Below are 17,634 nucleotides of genomic sequence, written 5' to 3'. Positions count from 1 at the left end.
TCAGTCCTGCGCGTCGTTCGCTGCGGGCGCCTGACCGGCCGCTTCTTCAGCCGGCGCCGCGGATGCGTCTTCCGACGTCGCCGCACCGCTCGTCTCGCCTGCAGGTGGCGCACCTGCACCGGCTGCGGGCGCAGACTGGGCCTGATTGGGGGTCCACGGAACGGGCTTGACCACTGCGTCCGGCCGCGCCTTCGGCACGCCGCTGACGATCACACGGTCACCTGCCACCAGACCTTCGCTGATGACCCACTGGCCATCCTGCGCGCGCTCGGTACGCACCGGCTTGCGGACCACCTTGTCCCCCTCGCCGGCCACGAGTACGTAGGCGGTGCTGGCGTCGCGCAGCACCGCAGCCTGCGGCACCAGGAACACGCCGCTCTGCAGGCCCATGTTGGCGCGCAGCGTCACGTAGACACCCGGCAACAGGCTGCGGTCGGGATTGGGCACGATCGCGCGCAGCTGGAGTGCGCCCGAGGCCGGATCCACCACGTCGCCTGAAAAGTCCAGCGTCGCCTTCTGGTCATGGACGTTGCCGTCGGCCAGCAGAATCTCGACCTCGCCACCGCCGGCGGAGCGATCGAGCTGCATGCTGCGGATGCGTTCGAACTCGCCCGCGCTCATCGAGAAGTTGATGTACAGCGGATCGATCTGGTCCACGGTCGTCAGCAGGGTCGCCTCGCCCTGCCCGACCAGCGCACCTTCCGTGACCTGCGCCTTGCCGGCGCGGCCGGAAATCGGCGCCCGCACCGTGGCGTAGCCCAGGTTGATCTGCGCGGACCGCGTGGAGGCACGCGCTGCCTGCAGCGCAGCGTCGGCGCTGCGTTCGGCGGCCAGCGCGTTGTCCAGATCGGACTTGGAAATGAAATTGGTCGGCGCAAGCCGGCGGGCCCGGTCGGCGGCGCTCTTCGCGTTGCTTGCATTCGCACGCGCCTGGGCCTCGGCGCCCTGCGCCGTGCCGAGCGCGGCCTGCAACTGGGCCGGGTCGATGCGGAACAGCACATCGCCTTCCTTGACGTCGCTGCCTTCCTGGTAGACCCGGCGCTCGAGCACGCCAGGCACGCGGGCCCGGACATCGGCGCTCCGATATGGCGCGAGACGGCCGACCAGATCCTCCTGCAGGGGAACGGTTGTCGGCTGGACGGTCATCACACCCACTTCGGGCGGCGGCGGGGGCGCGGCCGGATCCTGTTTATTGCCACAGGCGGAAAGCGCCGCGGCGAGCATGGCGATGGAGAGGATTCGGCGCATTGGGGGACCTGGGGAAGATTGAACGGGATTTACTATACCGGCCAGTATAGCTAATTCGAATCGCAGATCGCACCGTGCAACAAGTCACTCGCCGCGCTTGAGGCTGCCTGGCATGCGCGCCGCTCGATTGCCATGTGAAGGATCCTACGCCCGCAATCATCATCTCCGTGTGCGGATACGGTGAACCTGTTCACGTCCGCTCGCCCGCGTCAATGCGCCCGTAGAGATCTTGGCGATGCGCCCGGCGCGTGGGTCACGGAGCTCGCTCGCGGGGGGAACACTCGAGGCGATCGGCCGACCGGATCACGCGTTGATCGGCAGGAAAAGCGAACCGCCTAAGGCGAGGACGAGCGCTCGGCCAGCACGGCGTCGACGACAAGGTGCCCGGCGGCGCGGACCGGATCCACACCGAATGGAAGTATTCCCAGGCATGGCGCAGGAAGCGCCTGATCCAGCAGCTCCACGTAATCGTCCGCGCGCGCGAAATCCGGGTCGATGCGGTTACCGATCCATCCGATGAGACGACAGCCGTCGGCAGCGACCGCGCGCGCGGTCAGTCGTGCGTGGCTCAGGCAGCCAAGCCTGAGCCCGACCACCATCACCACCGCGCCTCCCAGGTGGCGGGCGAGGTCGCGATGCTCCAGTCCCTCGGCCAGCGGCGCATCCCAGCCGCCGGCGCCTTCGACGACGACCAGATCGGCAGTGTCCGCGAGCCGCGCATAAGCGGCGTACAACATGGGCACATCGACGTGCACGCCCGCCGCGCGGGCCGCCAGCGTCGGCGCCGTGGACTCGGGCAAGGCGAAAGGATTGACGTCGGCATAGTCCGGACGCGGATCGCTGGCGGCCTGCAGGGCCAATGCGTCGTCGTTGCGCCAGCCACCGTCGCGCCAGTCGCAGCCGCTCGCGACAGGCTTCATGCCCACCGCACGCAACCCGTTGCCGCGCAAGGCATGCAACAGGGCGACGCTGCTGTGGGTCTTGCCGATACCGGTATCGGTGCCGGTGACCAGCAGGCTGCGCGACGTCATCGCACAGACCGTCGTGCGAATGTCAGGAGTGGCGTCCGGCGCGCCTGCGGCAACACCGGAAAGGCTGCGCGCGGATGCATGCGATGCAGGTGATGCGTCCCCCGCAGCCACGCGTTGCGCGTGCCTGGCGCCTGCAGGGCCGCTGCTACACTGCGCGACATGTTCACATCTTCACCCGTCACCGGCTCCAAGGCCGAGCAGTATGCCGCGCTTGCAGCGCAGGCCCGGGCACTCCTGCACGGCGAACGCGACTCGATCGCCAACGCCGCGAATCTCTCGGCCCTGGTCTATCACGCCCTGCCCGATCTCAACTGGGTCGGCTTCTATCTGTTCGACGGCAAGGAACTCGTGGTCGGTCCGTTCCAGGGGCTGCCGGCCTGCGTGCGCATTCCGCTCGACAAGGGGGTCTGCGGTGCCGCGGCGCGCACGCGCACGACCCAGCGCGTCGACGACGTACACGCGTTTCCCGGGCACATCGCCTGCGACAGCGCCTCGCGTTCCGAACTCGTCGTGCCGCTTTATGACGGCGAGCGCCTGATCGGGGTCTTCGACCTCGACAGTCCGCTGCCGGCACGCTTCGATGCCGACGACCAGGCCGGCCTGGAAACGCTGGCGGCGATCTTCGTGGACAGCGCACGCGAGGGCGGCGCGGGGTGACCATGCCGAAGCTGCGCAACATCGGCCCCAAGTCCGCAGCGTGGCTGCGCCAGGTGGGCCTGCGAACGCGTGAGGATCTCGAGGCCGCGGGCGCGGTCGAGGCCTTCGTTCGGGTGCGACGCGCGGGCTTCAAACCGAGTCTCAACCTGCTCTATTCGCTCGAAGGCGCGCTGCTCGACTGCCATTGGCAGGACCTGCCCGAGCCGCGCCGCCAGCAGCTCGTCCAGGCGGCCGAGGCTGCGACCGCACAATTGCCCGATCCGCGCGCCCGCATGGCCGCCGGTCCGGTCACGACGACCGTCAACGAAACCGCGTCCGCGGAATCACCGGGCGGGGATCGCGGCGACTGATCGCGCACCGCGCGAGTGGTTCCCGCTCACGTACAATCCGCGCAGCTTCATGGTGACCCGCCGGCGTTCTGCCGCCCGGGTTGAAACGGGAAGCCGGTGACGCGCCTCGAGCGCCAGTCCGGCACTGCCCCCGCAACGGTAAGCGTGTCCAAGGCGTCGCATCCGCCACTGTGCCCGAGCACGGGAAGGCGCGACGCCCGGGAGTCCACTCCCACGCGCAAGTCCGGAGACCGGCCACGAAGCCTCTTCGATTGCGATGCGGCGGGCATCGCGGCGGCGTTCCGGGCGCGCATGCGTGCCCGACCGGCAGCCTGTCCGTCGTCCTGCGATCCTCATGACCGAAACGCGGTTCGTGCGCGGGTGCGCGTGCCGCAAGGAGACCGCAATGCCGTTCCGTACCCTGAGCGTGGCGATCTTCACCGCCCTCGCCTCGCCCCTTGCCCAGGCAGCGCCCGCTGCCGGCGCCAGCGATCTGGACACCGTGTTCGTCACCGCCTCGCGTATGCACAGCAGCCTGCGCGAGACGCTGGTACCCGCCCAGGTCATCGACCGCGCCGAGATCGAGCGCAGCCAGGCCCGCGACCTGCCCGGGCTGCTGCAAGGCCGCGCCGGCATCCAGATCAGCAACCAGGGCGGTCCCGGCAAGGTCAGCACCATCTTCATGCGCGGCGCCGAGTCCGATCACGTCCTGGTACTGCTCGACGGCATCCGCATCGGCACCGCAACCGCCGGCTTCGCCGCCATCCAGGACATCCCGGTGGACCAGATCGAACGCATCGAGATCGTGCGCGGTCCGCGATCGAGCCTGTACGGCTCGGAAGCCATCGGCGGCGTGATCCAGATCTTCACCCGGCGCAGCGATGGCGCGATCACGCCACGCGCGCGGCTCGGCGTCGGCAGTCACGCGCTGCGCGAATCCAGCGCCGGCATCGGAGGCCGCAGCGGACATGCCTGGTTCGGCGTCGACGCCGCGTTCCAGCGCACCGACGGCATCGACGCCTGTCGGGGTTCGGGCACGCTGCTGGAGGGCTGCTTCGTCGACGAGCCCGACCGCGACGGTTACCGCAACCGTTCGCTCAATCTGCGCGGTGGCCTGGACCTGGCGGACGGGCTCACGCTCGAGGCCAACGCCCTGCATGCCGATGCCCTCAACGAATACGACGGCAGCATCTTCGGTGGCAACGAGTCCCACAACGTGCAGCAGGTCACGGGGGCCACACTGGGCTATGCACCATCGGAGGTCGTGCGCCTCACGGCGCAGGCCGGCCGCGCGTACGACAAGTCGACGACCTATTTCTACGACGAAGGCAACGGCACGCGCAGCGACGTGGGCCGGTTCGACACCCGCCGCGATACCGCAGCACTGCAGGCGGGCTTCGACCTCGCGCCGACGCAGGCCTTGAGCCTGGGGTTCGACTGGCAGTCCGACAACGTCGAAAGCATGACCGCCTACGCGGTCACCCGGCGCGACACCTTTGCCACCTTCGCCGAATACCAGGCCCGTTTCGGCGCACATCGCCTGCAGGCAAGCGCGCGCCATGACGACAACGAACAGTTCGGCGGCCACGGCACCGGCAGCCTCGGCTGGGGCATGGACCTGTCCCGCGGCATCCGTCTTCGCGCGACCGCCGGCACCGGCTTCAAGGCCCCGACGTTCAACGACCTGTACTACCCCGGCTCGGAAAGCCCCGACCTCAGGCCCGAGCGCTCGAGGAGCGTGAATCTCGGCGTCTCGCAGGACGGCGAGGGCTGGAACTGGACGTTCGACGTGTTCGAAAGCCGCATCGACGACCTGATCGTGCTGCTCTACCCGCCGCCGGACTACCTCGGCACCGGCCTGAACATCGAACAGGCGCGCATCCGCGGCGCTGAACTGACCTTTGCGGTCGCTGCCGCTGGCTGGGACCTCAGGGGAGAGCTGGGTCATGTGGATCCCCGCGACCGCAGCGAAGGCGTGAACCACGACAACCTGCTGGCACGCCGTGCGCGCAACACGGCGCGTCTGGACATCGACCGCGACTTCGGCGAGCTGCGCATCGGCAGCACATTGCGCGCTGCCAGCGGCCGGTTCGACAACCTGGCGAACACCGTGCGCGTGGCCGGCTACGGCACGCTGGACCTGCGTGTGGCCTGGGCGTTCGACCCCGACTGGACGCTGGAAGCACGCGCGAGCAATCTCCTGGACAAGGCCTACGAAACCATCGCCTGGTACAACCAGCCGGGCCGCGAGTACGGGCTGGCGCTGCGCTGGGCACCGGTCGCCCGCTGAAGCGGAAAAGCCCCGCAATGCGGGGCTTTCATTCCTGCAGGGCGTGGCGTGACACGTGCGGATGCGCAACCTGCCGACGCATCCGCCTCCGCTGTCGGCATCCCGCGGGCAGGCCCACGCAGGCCACCGCAGGCCACCGCTCAGGCGGCCAGCAGCGCCCGGAGCAGCGGCGGAATGCCCGACGACGCGGCAGCGACGTTGTCGAGCACGTGCTGGAACGTGATCACTTCGTCGACTTGCGGGCCTGCGCCCGCCGCCCAGTTGGCGACGATCGCCAGGCATGCGTAATCGAGCCCGAGTTCGCGGGCCAGGCTCGCCTCCGGCATCCCGGTCATGCCGACCAGGTCGCAGCCGTCACGACGCAGGCGCACGATCTCCGCGCGCGTCTCCAGCCGCGGGCCCTGTGTGGCGCCATAGCAGCCGCCGTCGACCAGCGTCACGCCCGCGGCCGCCGCTGCATCGAGTACGCGCCGGCGCAGCGCCGGCGTATAGGGATCGCCGAAATCGATGTGCAGCAAGTCGCTGCCCTCCTCCTCGGAGAACGTCGACACCCGGCCCCATGTGTAGTCGATCAGCTGGTCCGGGCACGCCAGCACGCGTGGACCGAAGCGTTCGGTGATGCCGCCGACGGTATTGAGCGCCAGGACCTGCCTGGCCCCCAGCGCCTGCAGCGCGGCGAGATTGGCGCGGTAGTTCACCCGGTGCGGCGGCACCGAGTGCCCTTCGCCGTGCCGGGCAAGGAATGCCACGCGGCGGCCGTCCAGGGTGCCGACCCGTACCGGGCCCGACAGCGCGCCATAGCGCGTGACCGGCTGATGCGGTTCGACATCCTCGAGTTCGGCCAGCTGGTAGAGGCCGGTGCCGCCGATGACGGCGAGGTCGATGCCAAGGTCCATGAAGTTCTCGCGATGTGGGACGGAAGCGGAGGCGGACATTGTCCGCTGACGCGGTGTGAACGAAAACGGTTCTGGGACGGCTCGAGGCCGCGCGCAGCACCCGGGGAACGCTCGCGCCGAGAATGCGGCCTGCGGCTACGCCCGTTCGGCGCCGCACTCGCCCAGCGACACTGCAGCGCGCATGCGGATCACTCCGCGAGTGCGTAAATCCCGGGGAGATTGCGCCCCTGCTCGTGGAAATCCATGCCGTAGCCGAAGACGTACCGGTCCGGCACCTCGACGCCGACGTAATCGGCTTCGACGTCGGCGATGCCGCGATCGTGGAGTTTGACCGCGAGCACCGCGACCCGCACGTCGGCCGCGCCCTGGTCCTCGACCCACTGGCGTACCGCCTTGAGCGTATGGCCCTCGTCGAGAATGTCGTCGACCAGCAGCACGCGACGCCCCTGCAGCGGAGTCGCAGGACGATGCAGCCAGGCCAGGCCGGATCCGGTCGTGGCGCCGCGGTAGCGCGTGGCATGCAGATAGTCGAATTCGAGATCGACCTCGTTCTCGCCGATCGCAAAGGCCAGCTGCGCGGCGAACGGCATGCCGCCGTGCATGATGGTGATGAACACCGGCGGCTGGTCGTCGTCGCCGTAGTCGTCGGCGATCTCCTCGGCCATGGTCTCGATGACCTCTTCCAACGTGTCGCGGTCGAACAGCAGGTCGGCGGTGTCGAGTACGTCGTCGAGGCGGGGCACGTTCATGCGATATCTCCGGTGCGGCCGGCGGGAGCGCCGGCCAGTGCGCCATCCCAGCCGAGCGGGCCACGCCCGATCAGTCCGGTCAGGGCCATGGTGTTGAGCGCGCGGCCTTCGACGGCGGCCAGCGACTCGGCGACGAGTTCGGGGTGACAGACCAGCACGACATCGCAGCCTGCATCGAGGTGCGCATCGACGCGCGCCTTGATGCCACCGGCCGAGAACGCAGCGGCCATGCCGATGTCGTCGGAGAACACCACGCCACGGAAGCCCATTTCCTCGCGCAGGATCGTGTTGATCCAAACCGGCGAGTAGCCGGCGGGCTCCGGCGCGACCTGCGGGTACACCACGTGCGCGAGCATCACCGCGTCGGCGCCCGCGTCGATTCCGGCGACGAACGGCACCAGGTCGTGGGCGCGGATGTCGTCGAGGCTGCGGCGATCGACCGCGTCGTCGAAATGCGTGTCTTCGCGCACCGAACCGTGGCCGGGGAAGTGCTTGAGGGTCGCCGCCATGCCGGCCTCGTGCATGCCTTCGACATAGGCGCGGGTCAGTGCCGCGACGACGTGCGGATCGTCGGAGAACGCGCGGTCCCCGATCGCCAGATTGCCATGGCCGACATCGACCACCGGCGCGAAGCTCAGGTCGACACCGCTGGCACGGATTTCCTGCGCCATCAGCCGCGCATGCGCGCGCGCGGCAGCGGTCGCTGCTGCGGGATCGGCGAGGTACTGCACGCCGAAGCCGGCCAGCGACGGCAGCTCGCTGTAGCCCTCCTGGAAGCGCTGCACGCGGCCGCCCTCCTGGTCCACGCAGACAAGCTGCGGACGCGGCGCGGCCTCCCGGATCGCGGCGGAAAGTTCACGGATCTGCGCGCGCGAGGCGAAGTTGCGCTTGAACAGGATCACGCCGGCGCAGGCGTCGTGCTGCAGCCAGTCACGCTCCTGCGCGGTGAGTTCGGTGCCGGCCACGCCGATCACAAGCATTGCTGACATCTCCATCGAGCGCGCCGGACGACGCGGACCGGCATTGTCGCAGATGCCGGCGTGTATGCCGTTGCCGTGTGGAGCGCCGGCCGTGCCGAGGCGTCTCGGCCCAAGCGCTGACGCCGGCGCCTGCGGGCCGCGCAGATGAAAACGCGGGTCCTGGGGCGCAGCCCCGGCAGGCTACAGCTTCAGCCGCGTTCGGCGGCATCCCAGCTGGAGAACGGGCGCGCGGCGAGCGCGAGATTGAAGTAACGCGTCTGCGCGGTCACTTCCGCGCCCAGCCAGTCAGGGTGGGCGAAGGTCTCGTCGGGATCGTCCAGCTCGATCTCGGCGACCACCAGGCCGGCGTTGTCGCCGAGGAATTCGTCCACCTCCCACAGATGCCCGGCGTGGCGCACGAGGTGACGGCGCTTCTCCACACGCCCGCCGACACAGAGCTCCAGCAATGCCTTCGCGTCGTCCATCGACAGGGGCAGCTCGAACTCCTGGCGGGTGGTACCCGCATCGCGCGACTTGATGTTGAGAAACGCGGCCTCGCCCTCGATGCGTACCCGCACCGACGCCTTCTGCGCGCCGGTTTCAATCGACGCGGCGTCGTTGAGATAGCCCTGCGCCATCGGCACGACCGCATGCGCGGCCGCGCGCCAGCCATCGCCGGTCACCAGGAACTTGCGCTCGATCTCGATGCCCATGGGTTCAGCGCTTCTCGAACAGGGCGATGGACTCGACGTGCGCGGTCTGCGGAAACATGTCCATGACGCCAGCCTCGGACAGCGTCCATCCGCGCTCGTTGACCAGATACCCGGCATCGCGCGCCAGCGATGCCGGGTGGCAGCTCACATAGACGATTCGGCCGAAGCGTTCGAGCGGCAGCTGGCGCAGCACGTCGATCGCGCCCGAGCGCGGCGGATCGAGCAGCAGCTTGTCGAAGCCCTGCCGCATCCATGGCGCGCCGCGCTGATCCTGGGTCAGATCGGCGGCATGGAACTGCGCGTTCGCCAGGCCGTTGCGCAGGGCATTCTCTTTCGCGCGAGCGACGAGCCCGGCCTCGCCTTCGACGCCGACGACCTCGCGCACGCGACGCGCCAGCGGCAGGGTGAAATTACCGAGTCCGCAGAACAGATCGAGCACCCGGTCCTCGGGCTGGACGTCAAGCAGCTCCAGGGTGCGGGCGATCATCGTGCGGTTGAGGCCGGCGTTGACCTGGATGAAGTCCAGGGGCCGGAACCCCAGTTCGACGTCCCAGTCCTCGAGGCGGAACGAAAGCGCCGGCGCGGCCGGCCAAAGCGCATGCACGCTGTCGACGCCGCCCGGCTGCAGGAAGATCGCCATCCGCTGCGCCTGGCCGAACGCGAGCAGTGCGGACGCGTCGGTGTCACTGAGCGGTTGCAGATGCCGGAAGACCAGCGCGATGCCGTCGAACTCGGGGCGCGGATCGCCGGCGATGAATTCGATCTGCGGAATCGTCGCGCGCGCTTCCAGTCCGTCGATCAGGCCCGACAGCAACGGAATGATCGCCGCGATCGGTTCGATCACCGTATGGCACTCGCGCAGGTCGGCGACGAAGCGCGGATCGCGCTCGCGAAAGCCCACCAGCGTCCTGTCCTTCTTGTCCACCCGCTTGACCGAGAACCTGCCCTTGCGGCGGTAGTTCCAGGCGCGGTCGACGATCGGTTCCATCCAGCGCTGCGGCGTCACATGGCCGATGCGCTCGAAGTTTTCCCGCAGCACGCGCGCCTTGGCGAGGATCTGCTGGTCGGCGTCGAGATGCTGCAGCACGCAGCCTCCACACACGCCGAAATGCGGGCATCGGGGTATCACCCGATGCGGCGAGGCGGAAACGACCTCGAGTGTCGTCGCCTCGTCGAAATGGCGCGAACGCGCCGTCCGCATCGCCATGACCTGCTCGCCGGGCAGCGCGCCGGCGACGAACACGGCCTTGCCATCGGGCAGGCGCGCGACGCCGCGACCGTCATGGGTCAGATCGACGATATCGGCGGAGAATGGGGTCTGGTCGAGGCGGCGGGATCTGGCCACGTGGCGAAGGCTGCTGGGCAAAAGGGCCGCGTATTGTCGCAGATGCGTGCAGCGCATCTGGGCTTGGGATCTCTCAGCGCCGCCTGGAAGCACTCGCTGCAGCGCCGCCCCGCGGATGAGCGTCCGATGGACCCGCGTGCGAGGGAGACTGAAACTCGCGGCCCGGTGCGCGACGTCAGGCGCGCGTCACCTGCGCCGGCGCAACCCCCCGCTACCGCCGTCGACCGCAGTCCCACCCACCGCCAGTCACATCGGCTGCGCAGCGGCATCCATCGGATGCCGCCACAGAAAGATCCGGCGCTACTTCTGCATCCAGCTGCCGCCCTGCTGGTACCACCAGCCAGGCCGGGCACTGGCGATCCACTGGCGCGCGAACACGTCGCGGATCTGCGATTCCCATTCCGGATGACCGTTGGCGACGGCGATCTCGCGATACACCGCCTGGCGGTCGCGGTTGTCGTCGGCGACTGCGGCATTGACGGCCACCCGGTCCTTGATCGGCAACTGCGAAGCGTCGCGCACGACGATCATGCCGTTACCGCCGAAGCCGAGCGCGCCGGAGTCGAAATGCCGCCGCAGCGTGCTGTTGAAACGCTGCTCCATCCGTGACTGGATCGCCAGGATCGCCGGCGTGCGGATGTTGATGTCGGGCGTCTGCGCGTGCGCGCTGCCGATACCGAGCAGCATCCACGGATCGAAGCGCGGCGCCGTCACAGCCATGCCACCACCAGGCACCGTCGCCGGCGGCTCGTCGCCGATCACCTTCTCGACGAACTCGCGCGCCGCTTCACGGGCTTCGGCTGCGGGAAAATAGACATTGATCGTCACGCAGGCGGTCAACGCCAATGCGGCCACGGCCGGCAAACCCATCCAACGCGCCATTTGCTTGTCTCCTCTGATTGATCGGGCGCCGCTCATTCGATGACCGGCGCAACATCGCCACCCGCGGCGGCAGCGAGGCGCTCGACCAGCGTCGGCCAGTCGACATCACGATTGAACCCCACGACGTCCAGCCGCGGCAGGCCTGCGCCGCGCACGATAGTAAAGGCGTTGCCCTCTGAACGCAGGCCGCCCATCCTGCAGACTTCGTTGCGCAACCGGCACGAGATCCCGATGCCGCGATAGCCGAAATCGTCGAACAGCGCGATTGCCCTGCCCTGCAGCGTCGTCACGAACGAAGCGTCGCCGACGCTCGAGATGTCCTGCACCGCGCGCTGGCTGATGCGCTGGCGTACGCCGGGCGCAGGTTCCGTGTGCAGTTCGGCGACGAACGCGGTCGCGTTCCAGTCGACGAGGCGCAGCCCGTCGATACGTCCGTGCAGGCGGCCCTCGATGCTGCCGAAGCCGAATACACCGGTCAGCGCGTGCAGGTCGAGTCCGGTCAGGACCAGATCGCTGGTGACGGTGGGCAGTACACCGAACGGACGTTCGACCGCGAGCGATGAGACATCCACGCGGCCATCGAACAGACCGATCGAAAGACCACCATCGAAATCGATGCGGTTGTCGGCATAGCGCACCGTTGGAATGTGGCCGGTCAGCGTGCCCTCGAAGGCCGGCCAGTCCAGGGAACGGGCCAGCGCGCCGACATCGATCGCATCGAGCCGCAGTGCCGTTGCCATACGCAGCCCCGACTGCGCCGACGGCAGCTGCACCTCCAGAGAGTCGAAGCCGACCTGCCCGCCGAGGAATGGCACTTCGACCAGCTCACGGAGTCGCAGCAGGCCGTCCCGGCTCTCCAGGTGCCAGTCCGCAGCGTCGAAGGACATGCCGTAGAGCGCGCCACCCTGCCAGCCGACGCTGCCGCGCACCGGCGCCGCGGACGAGTAGCGCACTGCACCGTCGAGCCGGTCGAAACGGAACCGCCCGTCGCTATCGCCGACGTCCAGCCCGGTCAACGACAGCTCCGCGCTGCGCAGCGCAGCGTCGTCCAGCTCGAGGCCGGCGCGGAAACCGCCACTCAGGGTCAGCCCCTGGATACCGGCCTGGCCGAGCCAGCCGGAGAGGTAACGTCCAGGCACCGCGGCGGCATCGTGGCTGGCAAGGCTGAGACCGAGCGAGGCGATCCCGAGATCCGGACGCAATCGCGCCTGGCCATCGACCTGCAGCGTGGCCCCGTCACGCCACTTCAGCCGAGGCAGAGCCCAGTCCCCGGCACCCGCGCGCGCGAGGTCCACGCCGAACGTGACCGGCGATTCCGGCAGGACGACATAGGCGTTGCCCACCAGCAGTTCGCCACCGCGCAGGCGACCGTCGACCGTTGCCGTGAGCGCGTCATCGGGCAGCAGGAAGCGGATCGCGAGGTCGCCTGTCAGCCCGTCGGCAGCCGCGCTCGCGTCGTCGGTCTCCAGCGCGAGCGCGGTGACTGCGAGGTCGGCGTCCACGCCCAGGGGCCGCGCGCTGTGTGCGTTGATGCGAACCTTGCCGTCCAGTCTGCCGCGCGGCAGCCGCGCCACCGACCAGGCCTCGCGTACCAGCGCCTCGACCCACGCCGCCGGCACCTGGCGGAGATCGATGCGGGTGATCTCGGGCGTCGCGCTGTCGCGGATCAGGCCGACCCGCGTGTCACCGGAGACCAGCGTCGCGGCGGTCGCGGCCGCGTCGAGCACCAGCGCGAGGTGCAGCGCCCGCCCGTCGCCACTGCGCACGGGGCCGGCACAACGCCAGCGCGGCGTCACGCCGGTGGTCTCGCGCTGCAGCGGGCATTGCCAGTCCAGTTCGCGGAAGCGCCAGCCCAGTGCGCCCGCGTCGAGATCGCCCGCCTGCAGCCGCAGGCGCCCCTCGGGGGCGTCGGCAGGCCAATCCAGGCGGACGCGGACGTCGCGCAGGGTCGTACCGGCGGCCTCGACCCGCTGGATCCGCGCCTGCATCGACTGCGCCTGCAAGAGCAACGGCACACAGGCCAGAAACAGGGTTAGGATCATCGGAACGGGGCGCGGCATCGCCGCAGGATACCCGTCACATCGAGGATGCGATGAACCGATTGCTGCTGGTCGAGGACGACCCTACAAGCCGCAGTTTCCTGCACGCCGCAAGTGCGGCGCTTCCGGCCGAAGTCGACATTGCCGACTCGGTCGAGACCGGCTTCGCGCTGGCGTCGCGCAATACCTACGACGCGTGGCTGATCGACGCCAATCTCCCCGACGGCACCGGCGCAGCCCTGCTCGCCAGGCTCCGCGCGGATGGTCGCGACACGCCCGCCATCGCACACACCGCTGCGCGCGAGCGGCGCGCGCTCGATGCACTGTGCGCGGAGGGCTTCGCGATCGCGCTCAGCAAACCGGTCTCGACCCACGACTGGCAGGGCGCCCTGCGCCGGGTGCTCGCGCGCCACCCGGTCAACCGCGTCCCTGCGGCGCCGCCAATGCCCGATGCGCGCCGCAGTGGCGAAGCGCCGTTATGGAACCAGCAGTCCGCGCTGGCCGCGGTTGGCGGTCAGATGCACAACGTCCGCGGCCTGCGCGAACTGTTCATCGGCGAACTCGACGGCACCCGCGAGCAGATCGAAACCGCGGCTGCGGATGGCGATGCCGCTGCATTGCTGGGCGCCCTGCACCGCTTGCGCGCCAGTTGCGGCTTCGTCGGTGCCGAACGGCTGGGACTGGCATCACGTCTGCTCAGTGCGGAACCGGACTCGGCGCCCGCGCTGCAGTCGTTCCTTCATGCGCTCGCCGAGACGCGGGCCAGCGCGCACGCCCCCGGGGGCAGCTGAGGATCAACGCCGCGCCAGGTCCGCGGCCAGTTCCCAGGACTTCAACGGGCGCGGCCCCAGATGGTGGCGCAGCACGTCGCGGAACGCGCGTCGCAGGCTGGCCATGTCGGCAGCCGCCGGCGCGATATCGGCGCCGATCGCCAGCAGCGCCGCGCCCGTCGGGGCGGTAGTACGGTCGGCGGAACCTCCATCGAGATGCAGCCGGCGCGGGCCGTGCTCGGGGTCGAGCCGGTAGCGGGCCGCGGGGTCGATCTGCTCGCCGTCACCATCGGTGTCGTAGGCGAACCCCAGGCCGATCGCGTCGAGCAGGTCGCGCTCGAACCTGCGCAGCGTCCATGCCAGGCCCGGCTGCGGTAGACGCTGGCGCACCTGGTCGAACGCTTCATACAACGCTGGCGATGGGTCCTGCCTGGGCGCGAGCCGCAGCACCAGCTCGCTGACGTAGAAGCCGGCCAGCATCGCATCGCCGGTCAAGCGGGGCGCCGCGTCGAGCGCTTCGGCCCCGCGCAGCTGCGCAAGTTCGCCCAGAAGCACCGCACTGAGCCGGATGTGCTGCAACGGCTGCAACGCAGCCCGCAGCACATGCTTCTTCGGGCCCTGCACGCCGCGCGCGACCAGACCCAGACGTCCGTGATCGCGGCTCAGGACCTCGACCAGCAGGCTGGTCTCCCGCCATGGCCGCGCATGCAGTACGAACGCGGACTCGTCTTCGATACGCACGGTTGCTCCGCGGGTCCGCTCAGCCGAGGCTGACAGGATGGGCGACGCCGGATGGCTGGAGCGAGGAGGCGCGAACGGCGCGAGGATCCAGTCCGTCCGACATCAGGCGCATGCCCACGCGGCGAGCGTCAGTCGCCGTAGCCCAGCGCCTTGAGCGCGGCCTCGTCGTCGGACCAGCCCTCGCGCACGCGGACCCAGGTTTCCAGGAATACCTTGGCGTCGAACAGCCGTTCCATGCCCATGCGGGCCTTGGTGCTGATCTCCTTCAGGCGGGTGCCGGCCTTGCCGATCACGATCGCTTTCTGGCCTTCGCGTTCGACCCAGATCACCGCGCCGATGCGCAGCATCCTGCCATCGAGTGAAAAACTCTCGATCTCCACCGTCGTCGCATACGGCAGCTCGTTGCCGAGCTGGCGCATCAGCTGCTCGCGCACGAGTTCGCCGGCCAGAAATCGTTGGCTCTTGTCGGTGATCTCGTCTTCGCCGTAGAGGGCGCCCTGTTCGGGCAGCAGCGGCAGTACGGTCGAGACCAGCTGCTCGAGACCCTTGCGCTTGAGCGCGGACAAGGGCACGACGCCGGCGAAGTCGCGCCCTTCGGTCACCTTCTGCAGGTACGGCAGCAACTGGGTCTTGTCCTTGATGCGGTCTACCTGGTTGACGACCAGCACGACCGGCACGCCGGCCTCGTGCAGCGTGTCGAACGCCAGCGTGTCCTCGTCGTCCCAGCGTCCGGCCACGACTACCAGCAGCGCGGCGTCCACGCCTTCCAGCGCGCCGCGCGCGGCCCGGTTCATGATCCGGTTCATCGCCCGCTTCTGCTCGTGGTGGATGCCGGGCGTGTCGACCAGCAGCAACTGGCCCTCCGGGAAGGACGCGATGCCGAGCAGGCGGTGCCGGGTGGTCTGCGGTCGGTTGGAGACGATGCTCACCTTGGCGCCTACGAGGGCATTGACCAGGGTGGACTTGCCGACATTGGGTCGGCCGATGACGGCAACGGAGCCGGCGCGATGGGGCGTGGTGTGGGGTTCGGTCATACCGGCATTCTACGGCGTGCCGGCGCCCCGCTGTGCTCCGGCTGTCAGTGCGCGGCTTCGAGCTGGGCAATCAGGGCTTCGGCCGCCTGCTGTTCAGCGGCCCGGCGCGACGTGCCCTGCCCATCGGCCGCGAGCCCGGCATCGGCCAGCACGCAGCGCACGAGGAAGGTCTTGGCATGTTCCTCGCCGCTTTCGGCGAGCAGTTCATAGACCGGCAACGCCTTCTGCCGGCCCTGCAGCCACTCCTGCAGGCGGGTTTTGGCGTCCTTGGCGACACGGCCGCCGGCCAGCGCCACGAAGGTCTTCTCGAACAGCGGCAGCACCACGGCGCGGCAGGTTTCCAGGCCGGCGTCGAGGTAGATGGCGGCGATCACCGCCTCGAGTGCGTCCGACAGGATGGAATCGCGTCGATGCCCGCCGGACTTCAGTTCACCCGGCCCCAGCACCAGTCGCGCGCCAAGATCGAGCTCTCGCGCCACTGCGGCCAGTGAGGACTCGCGTACCAGTTCGGCCCGCGCGCGGGTCAGGGTGCCTTCGTCGGCATTGGGCCAGCGCGCATACAGCGCCTCGGCGATGAACGCGCCGAGGATCGCATCGCCGAGGAACTCGAGGCGCTCGTTGTGCGGGGCGCCGGCACTGCGGTGCGTCAGCGCCTGGGTCAGGAGCTCGGGCTGGCGGAACACATGCCCCGCGAACCGGCCCTGCTGGCGATCAAACTCCGTTGCCACCGCGCACCAGCGCCTGGGTCGCGTGGAACTTGCCCACGACATCGAGATTGAAAACAAGCGGCACACGGACCTCGTACTGCACGTCCATCAGCCAGCCGTTGTCGGCGCGACGGATCTTGACGTTCTGCGGTTTCACGTTTTCCGAGTAGCTGATGTACAGGCGGCGGAAGAACAGGTCCTGGATGCGCGCGGGATCCGACGATGCGGTGCCCGGCTCGCTGGCCAGGCCCTTGAGCGCAGCCTTGACGCTGTAGTACTCCGAATACATCGGGAAGAGCTTCATGCCCACATAGGCGAAGAAGCCGACGACTGCCAGGACGATGATGAATCCCAGCAGGGTGATGCCGCGTTGCGTGCGCTTCATTGAGGTCCCCTGGAGCCGATGGTGGTTACTTGATGCCCTGGCCGATTCTTCCCCAATCGACCCAACCCGGCGCAGTGGTGTCGACGTTCATCCAGATCAGGAACGCCTTGCCACGCAGCTGCGTTTCGGGAAGCGTACCCCAGAAGCGGCCGTCATCACTGCGGTCGCGGTTGTCGCCCATGACGAAATAATGCCCCTGCGGCACATGGAAGGTGCCCTCGCCCAGGTGGAAGGGCGCGGCCTGGTCTATCTGCAGGATCTCGTGGCGGCGATCGGGCATCTGCTCGACATAAAGCGATGCGCCGGTCATCTCCGCGCCGCGGCCGACACCCTCGTAGGTCCCCACGCGCTCATAGGAGAACGGAGTGCCGTTGACGTACACCTGGTTGTCGCGGAATTCGATGGTGTCGCCGGGCAGTCCGATGACGCGCTTGATCCAGTCCTGATCGGGATGCTGCGGCGGCCGGAACACCACCACGTCTCCCCGCGCCGGCTCGCCGATGTCGATGATCTTCTTGTTGGTGATCGGCAGGCGGATGCCGTAGCTGAACTTGTTGACCAGGATGAAATCGCCGATCAGCAGCGTCGGCATCATCGAACTCGACGGAATGCGGAACGGCTCGGCGACGAAGCTGCGCAGGATCAGCACGACGATCAGGACCGGGAAGAACGCCTTCGCGTAGTCGACGACGACCGGCTCCTTCTCCTCGAGCAGTCCGGCACGGCGCGCACGCGCCTTCGCCAGCACCAGCTTGTCGAGCAGCCAGATAACGCCGGTCAGCAACGTCAGCACGACCAGTGCGGTCTCGAACCATTTCATGCGGAATCCTCGGATAACTCGGACGGGCCGGCGCGCGCG

General features: G+C 68.9%; 18 protein-coding genes and 1 riboswitch. Of the genes, 4 read left to right on the top strand and 14 right to left on the bottom strand.

Going from position 1 to position 17,634, the window contains the following annotated elements; translation table 11 throughout:
* Positions 1-1,248, bottom strand: a complete 1,248-nt coding sequence (locus tag EGK76_RS04905) for an efflux RND transporter periplasmic adaptor subunit (RefSeq protein WP_096298656.1) — start codon at positions 1,246-1,248, stop codon at positions 1-3.
* A 335-nt stretch (positions 1,249-1,583) separates the two neighbouring features.
* A complete protein-coding gene (gene bioD, locus EGK76_RS04900; protein WP_123831821.1) occupies positions 1,584-2,279 on the bottom strand; it encodes a dethiobiotin synthase in 696 nt (231 codons plus the stop codon).
* Positions 2,280-2,438: 159 nt separating this feature from the next.
* Between bioD and EGK76_RS04895 the strand changes: the two genes are divergently transcribed.
* The 3 genes from EGK76_RS04895 to EGK76_RS04885 all read left to right on the top strand — a co-directional run bounded on the left by EGK76_RS04895 (position 2,439) and on the right by EGK76_RS04885 (position 5,555).
* The gene (locus EGK76_RS04895) at positions 2,439-2,936 is read left to right on the top strand and encodes a GAF domain-containing protein (RefSeq protein WP_096298660.1); all 498 of its coding nucleotides are present in this window, start codon (positions 2,439-2,441) and stop codon (positions 2,934-2,936) included.
* Positions 2,933-3,286 (top strand): TfoX/Sxy family protein, encoded by a 354-nt coding sequence (locus tag EGK76_RS04890; RefSeq protein ID WP_096298661.1) that lies wholly within the window; start codon positions 2,933-2,935, stop codon positions 3,284-3,286. The genes EGK76_RS04895 and EGK76_RS04890 overlap by 4 nt, the downstream gene beginning before the upstream one ends.
* A gap of 33 nt (positions 3,287-3,319) precedes the next feature.
* Positions 3,320-3,540, top strand: a riboswitch (cobalamin riboswitch).
* A gap of 131 nt (positions 3,541-3,671) precedes the next feature.
* Positions 3,672-5,555, top strand: a complete 1,884-nt coding sequence (locus tag EGK76_RS04885) for a TonB-dependent receptor (RefSeq protein ID WP_123831820.1) — start codon at positions 3,672-3,674, stop codon at positions 5,553-5,555.
* Between the two features lie 140 nt (positions 5,556-5,695).
* Here the strand turns inward: EGK76_RS04885 and EGK76_RS04880 are convergent, their stop codons facing one another.
* The 7 genes from EGK76_RS04880 to EGK76_RS04850 form a co-directional block, all read right to left on the bottom strand.
* A complete protein-coding gene (locus EGK76_RS04880; RefSeq protein ID WP_123831819.1) occupies positions 5,696-6,451 on the bottom strand; it encodes an S-methyl-5'-thioinosine phosphorylase in 756 nt (251 codons plus the stop codon).
* Between the two features lie 188 nt (positions 6,452-6,639).
* Complete coding sequence (locus tag EGK76_RS04875; RefSeq protein WP_096298665.1) at positions 6,640-7,200, bottom strand: hypoxanthine-guanine phosphoribosyltransferase; 561 nt, start codon at positions 7,198-7,200, stop codon at positions 6,640-6,642.
* Positions 7,197-8,180, bottom strand: a complete 984-nt coding sequence (gene nagZ, locus EGK76_RS04870) for a beta-N-acetylhexosaminidase (protein ID WP_096300571.1) — start codon at positions 8,178-8,180, stop codon at positions 7,197-7,199. Before nagZ ends, EGK76_RS04875 begins: the two co-directional genes overlap by 4 nt.
* A 188-nt stretch (positions 8,181-8,368) precedes the next feature.
* On the bottom strand, positions 8,369-8,872 hold the full coding sequence (locus tag EGK76_RS04865) for a CYTH domain-containing protein (RefSeq protein WP_123831818.1): 504 nt from the start codon (positions 8,870-8,872) through the stop codon (positions 8,369-8,371).
* Positions 8,873-8,876: 4 nt separating this feature from the next.
* Positions 8,877-10,217 (bottom strand): 23S rRNA (uracil(1939)-C(5))-methyltransferase RlmD, encoded by a 1,341-nt coding sequence (gene rlmD, locus EGK76_RS04860; RefSeq protein WP_187346086.1) that lies wholly within the window; start codon positions 10,215-10,217, stop codon positions 8,877-8,879.
* Positions 10,218-10,517: 300 nt separating this feature from the next.
* Complete coding sequence (locus EGK76_RS04855) at positions 10,518-11,099, bottom strand: YdbL family protein (RefSeq protein WP_123831817.1); 582 nt, start codon at positions 11,097-11,099, stop codon at positions 10,518-10,520.
* Positions 11,100-11,131: 32 nt separating this feature from the next.
* Positions 11,132-13,141 carry a hypothetical protein gene (locus EGK76_RS04850; protein WP_123831816.1) on the bottom strand — a complete coding sequence of 670 codons (2,010 nt, stop codon included), beginning with the start codon at positions 13,139-13,141 and terminating at the stop codon, positions 11,132-11,134.
* Positions 13,142-13,191: 50 nt separating this feature from the next.
* Between EGK76_RS04850 and EGK76_RS04845 the strand changes: the two genes are divergently transcribed.
* Complete coding sequence (locus EGK76_RS04845; protein ID WP_123831815.1) at positions 13,192-13,929, top strand: response regulator; 738 nt, start codon at positions 13,192-13,194, stop codon at positions 13,927-13,929.
* Positions 13,930-13,932: 3 nt separating this feature from the next.
* On the opposite strand, the gene recO is transcribed toward EGK76_RS04845, so the two are convergent.
* The 5 genes from recO to lepB all read right to left on the bottom strand — a co-directional run bounded on the left by recO (position 13,933) and on the right by lepB (position 17,595).
* Positions 13,933-14,649, bottom strand: coding sequence for a DNA repair protein RecO (gene recO / locus EGK76_RS04840; RefSeq protein WP_096298676.1), 717 nt, complete (start codon positions 14,647-14,649; stop codon positions 13,933-13,935).
* Positions 14,650-14,777: 128 nt separating this feature from the next.
* Positions 14,778-15,683, bottom strand: coding sequence for a GTPase Era (era, locus tag EGK76_RS04835; protein WP_096298678.1), 906 nt, complete (start codon positions 15,681-15,683; stop codon positions 14,778-14,780).
* A 44-nt stretch (positions 15,684-15,727) separates the two neighbouring features.
* A complete protein-coding gene (gene rnc / locus EGK76_RS04830; RefSeq protein WP_233580156.1) occupies positions 15,728-16,411 on the bottom strand; it encodes a ribonuclease III in 684 nt (227 codons plus the stop codon).
* The gene (locus tag EGK76_RS04825; RefSeq protein WP_096298682.1) at positions 16,395-16,775 is read right to left on the bottom strand and encodes a DUF4845 domain-containing protein; all 381 of its coding nucleotides are present in this window, start codon (positions 16,773-16,775) and stop codon (positions 16,395-16,397) included. Before EGK76_RS04825 ends, rnc begins: the two co-directional genes overlap by 17 nt.
* Positions 16,776-16,800: 25 nt before the next feature.
* Entirely contained in the window at positions 16,801-17,595 is a 795-nt protein-coding gene (lepB, locus tag EGK76_RS04820; RefSeq protein ID WP_096298684.1) for a signal peptidase I, read from the bottom strand.
* Positions 17,596-17,634: the final 39 nt, after the last annotated feature.

It is taken from the genome of Luteimonas sp. 100069 (assembly GCF_003813845.1).
GTDB lineage: Bacteria > Pseudomonadota > Gammaproteobacteria > Xanthomonadales > Xanthomonadaceae > Luteimonas > Luteimonas chenhongjianii.
This window is presented reverse-complemented; position numbering and strand designations above follow the sequence as displayed.